Source organism: Streptomyces sp. McG3 (assembly GCF_018619185.1).
Classification (GTDB): domain Bacteria; phylum Actinomycetota; class Actinomycetes; order Streptomycetales; family Streptomycetaceae; genus Streptomyces.
Genome location: NZ_JAAXYC010000294.1, coordinates 1 through 9,995, shown reverse-complemented (window position 1 = coordinate 9,995; position 9,995 = coordinate 1). Strand labels below are relative to the sequence as shown.

The 9,995-nt window shown below is 69.0% G+C and carries 9 protein-coding genes and 1 pseudogene; 1 reads left to right on the top strand and 9 read right to left on the bottom strand.

Annotated features, from left to right (window positions below; genetic code table 11):
* Positions 1-662, top strand: a 662-nt coding sequence (locus HET64_RS31680) for a PIG-L deacetylase family protein (protein ID WP_215110591.1), incomplete at its 5' end; no start/stop codon positions are given.
* A 113-nt stretch (positions 663-775) separates the two neighbouring features.
* On the opposite strand, the gene pssA is transcribed toward HET64_RS31680, so the two are convergent.
* From pssA to HET64_RS31635, 9 genes and pseudogenes are all read right to left on the bottom strand, one after another.
* Entirely contained in the window at positions 776-1,603 is an 828-nt protein-coding gene (pssA, locus tag HET64_RS31675; protein ID WP_215110592.1) for a CDP-diacylglycerol--serine O-phosphatidyltransferase, read from the bottom strand.
* 22 nt (positions 1,604-1,625) lie between these two features.
* The gene (locus tag HET64_RS31670; RefSeq protein WP_003965076.1) at positions 1,626-2,273 is read right to left on the bottom strand and encodes a phosphatidylserine decarboxylase; all 648 of its coding nucleotides are present in this window, start codon (positions 2,271-2,273) and stop codon (positions 1,626-1,628) included.
* Between the two features lie 180 nt (positions 2,274-2,453).
* Positions 2,454-3,659, bottom strand: coding sequence for an acyl-CoA dehydrogenase family protein (locus HET64_RS31665; protein WP_215110590.1), 1,206 nt, complete (start codon positions 3,657-3,659; stop codon positions 2,454-2,456).
* Positions 3,660-3,708: 49 nt separating this feature from the next.
* Positions 3,709-4,212 carry a MaoC family dehydratase gene (locus HET64_RS31660; RefSeq protein WP_215110589.1) on the bottom strand — a complete coding sequence of 168 codons (504 nt, stop codon included), beginning with the start codon at positions 4,210-4,212 and terminating at the stop codon, positions 3,709-3,711.
* Between the two features lie 2 nt (positions 4,213-4,214).
* A complete protein-coding gene (locus HET64_RS31655; protein ID WP_215110588.1) occupies positions 4,215-5,189 on the bottom strand; it encodes a CoA ester lyase in 975 nt (324 codons plus the stop codon).
* The gene (locus HET64_RS31650) at positions 5,186-7,198 is read right to left on the bottom strand and encodes a protein meaA (protein WP_215110587.1); all 2,013 of its coding nucleotides are present in this window, start codon (positions 7,196-7,198) and stop codon (positions 5,186-5,188) included. Before HET64_RS31650 ends, HET64_RS31655 begins: the two co-directional genes overlap by 4 nt.
* Before the next feature lie 9 nt (positions 7,199-7,207).
* A complete protein-coding gene (gene ccrA, locus HET64_RS31645) occupies positions 7,208-8,545 on the bottom strand; it encodes a crotonyl-CoA carboxylase/reductase (protein ID WP_215110586.1) in 1,338 nt (445 codons plus the stop codon).
* A gap of 354 nt (positions 8,546-8,899) precedes the next feature.
* Complete coding sequence (locus tag HET64_RS31640) at positions 8,900-9,697, bottom strand: GNAT family N-acetyltransferase (protein ID WP_215110585.1); 798 nt, start codon at positions 9,695-9,697, stop codon at positions 8,900-8,902.
* Positions 9,698-9,773: 76 nt separating this feature from the next.
* Positions 9,774-9,995: pseudogene (locus HET64_RS31635) on the bottom strand (TetR family transcriptional regulator); the annotation flags it as partial.

The window sequence follows — 9,995 nt, the reverse complement described above, 5'->3', positions numbered from 1 at the left end:
CCCTGCCCGGCCCCGTCGCGGTGGTCACCGTCCACGGCGGCTCCCCGGCCCCCGGCCTCCCGGTCTCGGGGTGGGACGCCCTCTGCGGGTTCAGCTCCGCCGTCGAGGCGTACCGGGCGCGGCGGGCCGAGGACGCCCGCTCCTGCAAGCTCCTCGGGGCCGAGCAGGTCCTCGTCGACCACCCCGACGGCCCGTACGTCGGCGAGGGCGACGAGCCGGCCGGCCTCGACGCCCTGCTGCGCTCGCTGGCCCCCGGCACCCGGGTGCTCGTACCGCTCGCCACCAACCAGCCGGACCACGAGGCCGTCCGGCTGCGCACCCAGCGCGTCCTCGCCGCGGCCGGGGCCCCCGAGCCCTGGGTGTACGCCGACCTGCCCTACACCGGACACCTCCCCGAATGGGGCACCCCCGGGGCGGGCGAGGCACTGGCCGCGAGCGAGGACTGGGGGCCCGCTTACCGGGAGCTGGACCGCACCCACCGGCTCACCGTCCGCCACGAGCTGGTGCTCTCCGACGAGCAGTGGGCGGCCAAGCGCGACGCTGTCCTGTGCCATGCCTCCCAGCTCGCCGCGCTCGCCCCCGTCCACGGTGCCGTCCTGTCCCGGACGGGGCCGCTGCGCGCCGAGCTGATCTGGAGCCTGGAGCCCCGCGACGACGAGTGAGGCGGACGGCGGGGAACGTACGAGCGAGCGGAACGCCTGAGCGCGCCGGGAACGCACGAAGGCCCGGATGCCGGGGAGCATCCGGGCCCTCGCCCTGTTTCGCCTGTCCGCCGCTACGGCAGCTGTGCCGCCCGCGCCTCGCGCCGGTTGTCACGGAACGTGTTCACCCGTCGCGCCGTGGCGAACAGCGGTATCACCGCGCCGAGCACCACCTGGAGCGCGCAGCCGGTCTGGAGCAGCAGCTGACCGCCGGGCGCGTCGAACGCCCACGCGGCGAGCAGCCCCATCGCGGCCACGATCCAGCCGAGCATCGCCACCGCGAGGATGCCCCTCGGCTTGGGGTACTCCACCCGGCTCACCATCAGCCACGCCACACCGACGATCGCGAGCAGCGTCGGGATGAAGGGCAGCTCCAGGAGCACGATCGAGACGACCGTCAGCGCTCCGAAGGGGCTCGGCATGCCCTGGAACATGCCGTCCTTCAGCGTCACGCAGGAGAATCTGGCAAGCCTGAGCACCACCGCCAGCAACACGACGATCGCCGCCAGTGCCGACACCCGCTGATGGGCGTCGTCGGCGACCATGCCGTACACGAGCACGAAGTAGGCCGGTGCGAGCCCGAAGCTGATGAGGTCCGAGAGGTTGTCCAGCTCGGCGCCCATCGGCGAGGAGCGCAGCTTGCGCGCCACGAGTCCGTCGAACAGGTCGAAGATCGCCGCCATCAGCATGAGGATCACGGCGGTGGCGGCCGAGTGCCGGGCCATGCCCGTCTCGTCGCTGCCCGTGAGGTGCGGGATCAGAATGCCCGTGGTGGTGAAGTACACCGCCATGAACCCGCACGTCGCGTTACCGAGCGTGAGCGTGTCCGCTATCGACAGCCGCATGGACAGCGGCATGTCCTCCGCGCCGTCGGCGTCGTTCTCGTCGTCGGCCTCCGGCACCCAGCCGGCCTTGGTATCAGGATCAATCACGGTCAATTCGAGTCACCCCCGCGGTGGTGGCCTGACCGACCTCGACCGCGACATCGATACCCTCCGGGAGGTAGATGTCCACGCGCGAGCCGAAGCGGATCAGGCCGATGCGCTCGCCCTGCTCCACCTTCGTGCCCTCGGGGAGGTACGGCACGATCCGACGGGCGACCGCTCCCGCGATCTGCACCATCTCGATGTCGCCGAGCTCGGTGTCGAAGTGCCAGACAACGCGCTCGTTGTTCTCGCTCTCCTTGTTGAACGCCGGAACGAAGCCGCCCGGGATGTGCTCGACCGACGTCACGGTGCCCGCCAGCGGAGCGCGGTTGACGTGAACGTTGAGCGGGCTCATGAAGATCGCGACGCGGGTGCGCCCGTCCTTCCACGGCATGATGCTCTGCACCACACCGTCGGCCGGGGAGATGACCCGGCCGTCAGTGATCTCGCGCTCGGGGTCACGGAAGAACCACAGCATGCCCGCCGCGAGCGCGGTGGTGGGCACAGCCACTGCTGCCCAGCGCCCCGACTTGCGGGCGCGGGCCAGGCTGAGGGCTGCGGTGGCGACGGTCGGCAGGAGCCACGGCGATGCTCCGCGGGCGATGCGGACCCCGCCGCGGGATGCGGAGGAAGTGCTGTCGGGCATGAATGACCTTCGTAGCGGATGATGCCGCGCTGGCAACGGGGGACGGCGGCTTTCCGGCGATGGTATCGGTTGCCGGGCGCAACTGGGCAAGCCAGCAGCCGAGTCGGACGGCGGAAAGGCACCCGTCGGGGGTGACCCGGTGTGATGTTCTTCGCCACCAAATCACCTCGAAAGGGACAATCAGCCCTGGAATCGGTACTCCTCCAAGAGACGTCGGCCAATGATCATTTTCTGGATCTCGGCGGTACCTTCACCGATCAGCAGCATCGGTGCCTCGCGGTAGAGGCGCTCGATCTCGTACTCCTTGGAGAAGCCGTAACCGCCGTGGATACGGAAGGCGTCCTCGACGACTTCCTTGCAGTACTCGGAGGCGAGGTACTTCGCCATCCCTGCCTCCAGGTCATTTCGTTCCCCGGAGTCCTTTTTGCGTGCCGCATTGACCATCATCGCATGGGCGGCTTCGACCTTGGTGGCCATTTCGGCCAGTTTGAACTGGATCGCCTGGTGCTGGGCGATCGGTTTGCCGAAGGTGTGACGCTGCTGTGCGTACGAAACGCCCAGTTCGAATGCACGTTGTGCGACACCGCAACCACGCGCGGCGACATTCACCCGGCCGACCTCGACGCCGTCCATCATTTGGTAAAACCCTCGGCCGGTCGTGCCCCCGAGGACGCGATTGGCCGGAATGCGCAGGTCGTCCATGATGAGCTCGGTCGTGTCGACGCCCTTGTAGCCCATCTTGTCGATCTTTCCGGGGATGGTCAGGCCGGGCCGGACCTCTCCGAAGCCGGGCTCCTTCTCGATGAGGAAGGTCGTCATCGACTTGTGGGGCGCGGTGCCCTCCGGGTGGCCTTCGTCACTTCGGCAGAGTACGGCCACCAGATTCGACGTTCCGCCGTTCGTCAGCCACATCTTCTGGCCGTTGAGGACGTACTCGTCGCCGTCCCGGACGCCCTTCGACGTGATCGCCGAAACATCGGAGCCCAGCGCCGGCTCCGACATCGAGAAGGCCCCGCGTACCTCGCCCAGCGCCATCCGCGGCAGGAACGTGTCCTTCTGTTCCTGGGTGCCGTGCTGCTTGAGCATGTAGGCCACGATGAAATGCGTGTTGATGATGCCCGAAACGCTCATCCAGCCGCGCGCGATCTCCTCCACGCACAGCGCGTAGGTGAGCAGCGACTCACCCAGCCCCCCGTACTCCTCGGGGATCATCAGCCCGAACAGGCCGAGTTCCTTGAGCCCCTCGACGATCTCCGTGGGGTACTCGTCGCGGTGCTCCAGCCGGGTCGCGACCGGAATGATCTCCTTGTCGACGAAATCCCGGACCGTGGAAAGGATTTCCCGCTGGATGTCGTTGAGACCGGCGGTCTGGGCGAGTCGCGTCATGGCTGCTTCTCCTGTGGCTTCACGCGGATGGCCTTAAGGCTTCACACAGTTACTTGGCGGGCGTCGGGCGGCCGGGCTGCTCTCCGCCGCGCTCCTTGATGTACGTCTCGGTGGGGACCATCACCTTGCGCCGGAACACGCAGACCACGGTGGAGTCCTGCTTGTAGCCCCTGGTCTCCACGTACACGATCCCGCGGTCGTTCCTGGACTTCGACGGGGTCTTGTCCAGCACGGTCGTCTCGCCGTAAAGGGTGTCGCCGTGGAAGGTCGGCGCGATGTGCTTGAGCGATTCGACCTCCAGGTTGGCGATGGCCTTTCCGGAGACGTCCGGCACCGACATGCCGAGCAGCAGTGAGTAGATGTAGTTGCCGACGACCACGTTCTTTCCGAAGTCGGTCGTGCTCTCCGCGTAGTTGCTGTCCATGTGCAGCGGATGGTGATTCATGGTCAGCAGGCAGAAGAGGTGGTCGTCGTATTCCGTGACCGTCTTTCCGGGCCAGTGCTTGTAGACCGCACCGATCTCGAACTCCTCAAATGTGCGTCCGAACTGCATGATCAGGCCTCCGGGGCTTCGAACTTGGAGGTGCGCCGCATTCCGGCGGCCCGGCCCTTGCCCGCGATGACGAGTGCCATCTTGCGGCTGGCCTCGTCGATCATCTCGTCGCCGAGCATCGCGGAGCCCTTCTTGCCGCCCTCCTCGGAGGTGCACCAGTCATAGGCGTCGAGGATCAGCTCGGCGTGGTCGTAGTCCTCCTGCGAGGGCGAGAACACCTCGTTGGCCGCGTCGACCTGACCCGGGTGCAGCACCCACTTGCCGTCGAAGCCGAGGGCGGCGGCGCGGCCGGCCACCTCGCGGTAGGCGTCCACGTCACGGATCTGGAGGAACGGGCCGTCGATCGCCTGGAGGTCGTGCGTACGGGCCGCCATCAGGATGCGCATCAGGATGTAGTGGTAGGCGTCAGCCGGGTAGCCGGGCGGCTGCTGGCCGACGACCAGGGTCTTCATGTTGATCGAGGCCATGAAGTCGGCCGGGCCGAAGATCAGCGTCTCCAGGCGGGGCGAGGCGGCGGCGATGTCGTCGATGTTCACCAGGCCCTTGGCGTTCTCGATCTGCGCCTCGATGCCGATCCTCCCGACCTCGAAGCCCATCGTCTTCTCGATCTGGGTCAGCAGCAGGTCCAGTGCCACGACCTGCTGGGCGTCCTGGACCTTCGGCAGCATGATGCAGTCGAGGTTCGGCCCCGCGCCCTCGACGACCGTGATGACGTCCCGGTACGTCCAGTGCGTCGTCCAGTCGTTGACCCGCACGACCCGGGTCTTGCCGCTCCAGTCACCGTTGTTCAGCGCGTCCACGATCGTGTGGCGCGCGCCCTCCTTGGCGAGCGGCGCGCAGGCGTCCTCCAGGTCGAGGAAGACCTGGTCGGCCGGGAGGCCCTGGGCCTTCTCCAGGAAGCGCGGGTTCGAGCCCGGCACGGCCAGACACGAGCGGCGGGGACGCAGCCGGTTCACGGGGACTGTGGGCGTGGTCATGCGGGGACCTCCAGAGGGTCGAGCTTGTTCGCTTTCCGGATCTCGTCGACGATACGGCCGATGATCTCGGTGATGCCGAAGTCCTTCGGGGTGAAGACGGCGGCCACTCCGGCTTCGATGAGTGCGGCGGCGTCGGCCGGCGGGATGATGCCGCCCGCGATCACCGGGATGTCCGGGGCCCCGGCCTCGCGCAGCCGGTGCAGGACGTCGGGCACCAGCTCGGCGTGCGAGCCGGAGAGGATGGACAGGCCCACGCAGTGCACGTCCTCGGCGATTGCCGCGTCGGTGATCTGCTCGGGGGTCAGCCGGATGCCCTGGTAGACGACCTCGAACCCGGCGTCCCTGGCCCGTACGGCGATCTGCTCGGCCCCGTTGGAGTGCCCGTCCAGGCCCGGCTTGCCGACCAGCAGCCGCAGCCGCCCCACGCCCAGGTCGGCGGAGGTGCGGGTGACCTTCTCGCGGACCAGGGCGAGCGTGCTGCCCGGCTCGGCGGTGACCGCCACCGGGGCCGAGGAGACCCCGGTCGGCGCGCGGAACTCGCCGAAGACGTCCCGCAGCGCCCAGGACCACTCGCCGGTGGTGACGCCGGCGCGGGCGCACTCGACGGTGGCCTCCATCATGTTCTCGGTGCCGGCGGCGGCCTTCTTCAGCGCGGCCAGCGCCTCGGAGGCGCGCGTCTCGTCGCGGTTGTCCCGCCACTCGTGCAGGGCGGCCACGACCCGGGCCTCGTTCTCGGGGTCGACCGTCATGATCGCGCCGTCGAGGTCGGCGGTGAGGGGGTTGGGCTCGGTCGTCTCGTAGATGTTGACGCCGACGATCTTCTCCTCGCCGCCCTCGATCCGGGCCCGGCGTGCCGCGTGCGAGGAGACCAGCTCCGACTTGAGGTAGCCGGACTCGACGGCGGCCATCGCGCCGCCCATCTGCTGGATCCGGTCGATCTCCGCCAGCGACTCCTCGACCAGCGAGTCCACCTTGGCTTCGATGACGTGCGAACCGGCGAAGATGTCCTCGTACTCCAGCAGATCGCTCTCGTGCGCCAGGACCTGCTGGATCCGCAGCGACCACTGCTGGTCCCAGGGCCGGGGCAGCCCCAGCGCCTCGTTCCAGGCCGGCAGCTGTACGGCGCGGGCGCGGGCGTCCTTGGAGAGGGTGACGGCCAGCATCTCCAGCACGATGCGCTGGACGTTGTTCTCCGGCTGCGCCTCGGTCAGCCCCAGGGAGTTGACCTGGACGCCGTAGCGGAAACGGCGCTGCTTGGGGTTGGCGATGCCGTACCGCTCGCGGGTGACGCGGTCCCAGATGCGGCCGAAGGCCCGCATCTTGCACATCTCCTCGATGAAGCGGACGCCCGCGTTCACGAAGAACGAGATGCGGGCGACCACGTCTCCGAACTTCTCCTCCGGCACCTGCCCCGAGTCGCGGACCGCGTCGAGCACCGCGATGGCGGTCGACATGGCGTACGCGATCTCCTGGACCGGGGTGGCCCCCGCCTCCTGGAGGTGGTAGCTGCAGATGTTGATGGGGTTCCACTTGGGGATGCGGTTGACCGTGTACGTGATCATGTCCGTGGTCAGCCGCAGGGAGGGCACCGGCGGGAAGACGTGCGTCCCGCGCGAGAGGTACTCCTTCACGATGTCGTTCTGCGTGGTCCCCTGGAGCTTGTCGGGGTCGGCCCCCTGCTCCTCCGCGACCACCTGGTAGAGCGCCAGCAGCCACATGGCGGTCGCGTTGATCGTCATCGAGGTGTTCATCTGCTCCAGGGGGATGTCCTGGAACAGCCGCCGCATGTCACCGAGGTGCGAGACGGGAACACCGACACGGCCCACCTCGCCGCGGGCGAGAATGTGGTCCGGGTCGTATCCGGTCTGCGTCGGCAGATCGAAGGCGACCGAGAGACCCGTCTGGCCCTTGGCGAGGTTGCGGCGGTACAGCTCGTTGGACGCCTCGGCGGTCGAGTGACCGGCGTACGTCCGCATGAGCCAGGGCCGGTCCTTCTGACGTTCGTTCATCGGAGAACCTCAGACGTTGCGGAAGCGGTTGATGGCGTCGATGTGCTGCTCGCGCATTTCCTGGTCGCGCACGCCCAGGCCCTCGCGGGGGGCCAGGGCGAGGACGCCGACCTTGCCCTGGTGCAGATTGCGGTGGACGTCGTACGCGGCCTGGCCGGTGTCCTGAAGGGAGTAGACCTTGGAGAGCGTCGGGTGGATCTTGCCCTTGGCGATCAGCCGGTTGGCCTCCCACGCCTCGCGGTAGTTGGCGAAGTGGGAGCCGATGATCCGCTTGAGCGACATCCACAGGTAGCGGTTGTCGTACTCGTGCATGTAGCCCGAGGTGGAGGCGCAGGTGGTGATGGTGCCGCCCTTGCGGGTGACGTAGACCGAGGCGCCGAAGGTCTCGCGGCCGGGGTGCTCGAAGACGATGTCGATGTCCTCGCCGCCGGTGTACTCGCGGATGCGCTTGCCGAACCGCTTCCACTCCTTGGGGTCCTGGGTGTGCTCGTCCTTCCAGAACCTGTAGCCCTCGGCGTTGCGGTCGATGACCGCCTCGGCGCCCATGGCCCGGCAGATGTCGGCCTTCTCCGGGCTGGAGACGACACAGATCGGGTTGGCGCCGCCGGCCAGCGCGAACTGGGTGGCGTAGGAGCCGAGTCCGCCGCTGGCGCCCCAGATCAGCACGTTGTCGCCCTGCTTCATGCCCGCGCCGTTGCGCGAGACGAGCTGGCGGTACGCGGTCGAGTTGACCAGGCCCGGGGACGCGGCCTCCTCCCAGCTGAGGTGCTGGGGCTTGGGCATCAGCTGGTTGGACTTGACGAGCGCGATCTCGGCGAGCCCGCCGAAGTTGGTCTCGAAGCCCCAGATCCGCTGCTCGGGGTCGAGCATCGTGTCGTTGTGGCCGTCGGAGGACTCCAGCTCGACCGAGAGGCAGTGCGCGACGACCTCGTCGCCCGGGTTCCAGGCGTTCACGCCGGGGCCGGTGCGCAGGACGACGCCCGCCAGGTCGGAGCCGATGACGTGGTACGGCAGGTCGTGGCGCTTGGTCAGCTCGCTGAGCCTGCCGTAGCGCTCCAGGAAGCTGAACGTCGACACCGGCTCGAAGATCGAGGTCCAGACGGAGTTGTAGTTCACGGAACTGGCCATCACGGCGACGAGGGCCTCGCCGGGGCCGAGTTCGGGGACCGGGACGTCGTCCAGGTGGATCGACTTGCGCGGGTCCTTGTCGCGGGATTCGAGCCCCGCGAACATCTCCGCCTCGTCCTTGTGCACGGTGATCGCGCGGTAGGACTCGGGGAGGGACAGGGCCGCGAAGTCCGCGGCGGTGCTGTCCTGGGACTGGATCGCGTCCAGGATTTCCTTCACGGTTTTGCCTCCGGTGATGCGGCGTCGAGGGAACGCTTGAGGGGCCCTGCTGGCAGGGGAGTGCGGTGTGGAGGTGTTTGCCGTCGGTTCGGCGGGGTGGAGCTCGGCTTTGCCCGGTGGAGCAGAAGGGTGCCTGTGACGCAGGCGTCCGGGCGCGCAGCACGGTGGTTGCGGGGACAGCCGGCGTACGTGTGAGGTCTCAGCACGCCGGCCGCCCGGACTCCTTCAACGTATGGCACTCCGTGACACCTGACAAGGCACCCAGTGCCAACAATTTCTCTCACTTGTCATCCCGTGGGCACGCATGAGCAACACGATGGGTGTTACGGGACGTTCTGTCCTGCTGGCTGGCTGCTATCGGGCCGGTCGGTACACATACGGCGTCGTCGTGCCGAGCGCCGTGAAACCGAGCCGGACCAGGATCGGGGCCGACATGTCCGTGGCGTCGACCTGGAGGTAGCGGTAGCCGCGCTCTGCGGCCACGGCGGCCCGATGGGCGACCAGGGCCCGGTACAGGCCCCTGCCGCGCCACTCGGCGACCGTTCCGCCGCCCCAGAGCCCGGCGAAGCCCGTGCCCGGGTACAGCTCCATACGGGCCGAGCTGACCGGCTCCCCGCCGGCCATCGCCACCAGGGCCACGAAGTCGTCCGGAGCCCTCTCCAGCCGCGTCAGCACCTGGTGGCGCAGCCGGCTCGCGTCCGTGCCGAACGCCCGCTCGTGGGCCAGCGCCATCAGCTCGGCTCCGGCCGCGTCGGTCACCGGGCGCAGGGTGACGCCCTCGGGCAGCCCCGCCCCGGGCGGATCGGCCAGCGCCTCGACGGGGGCGACCAGCAGGGTCTCCGGCGGGTCCGGTGCGAATCCGGCCGCCCGCAGCCGGTCGCCCAGGTCGGCCGGGCGGTCATGGGAGTAGAGCTTCCACTCGAACTCCCCGTGGCCCAGCGCGGTGTAGTGCCCGATCTGGGCCCTGATCGCCGCGTCGGCCCCCGCGGCGTCCAGCTCCGGGTCCGACCAGACGATCCCGTTCCAGTCGTCGGGGCCGCCGACCTGGCGCACCAGGGGCCCGGCCCGCTCGACCTCGGCCCCGGGGCCCTCGGGGCGGGCGTGCTCGCGCATCGTGCGGTCGTACAGGTCGCGTACTTCATCGGTTCGCATGGGCGAACCACACCACGGGCGTCGGGCCACCGCGAACGGATTCGCACCCCGGCCCGGACGGGCCCCCGGCAGGCCCTCAGCGGTCCTTCAGCGCCTGCTGGATCGTCCGCATGACCTCGTCGAGGGGGGCGTCGGTGCGCGCCACCGCGACGAGCACCTCACCGTCCGCGGCCACCGTCGCGGCCGGGGCGCGCTCGGGCTCGGCCCCGGCGGTCCGGCCCGCTCCGATGCCCGTGCCGAAGGTGTCGCGCACGATGGCGAAGGCACGGTCGAGCTGGGCCTCCACATCACCCTGCCC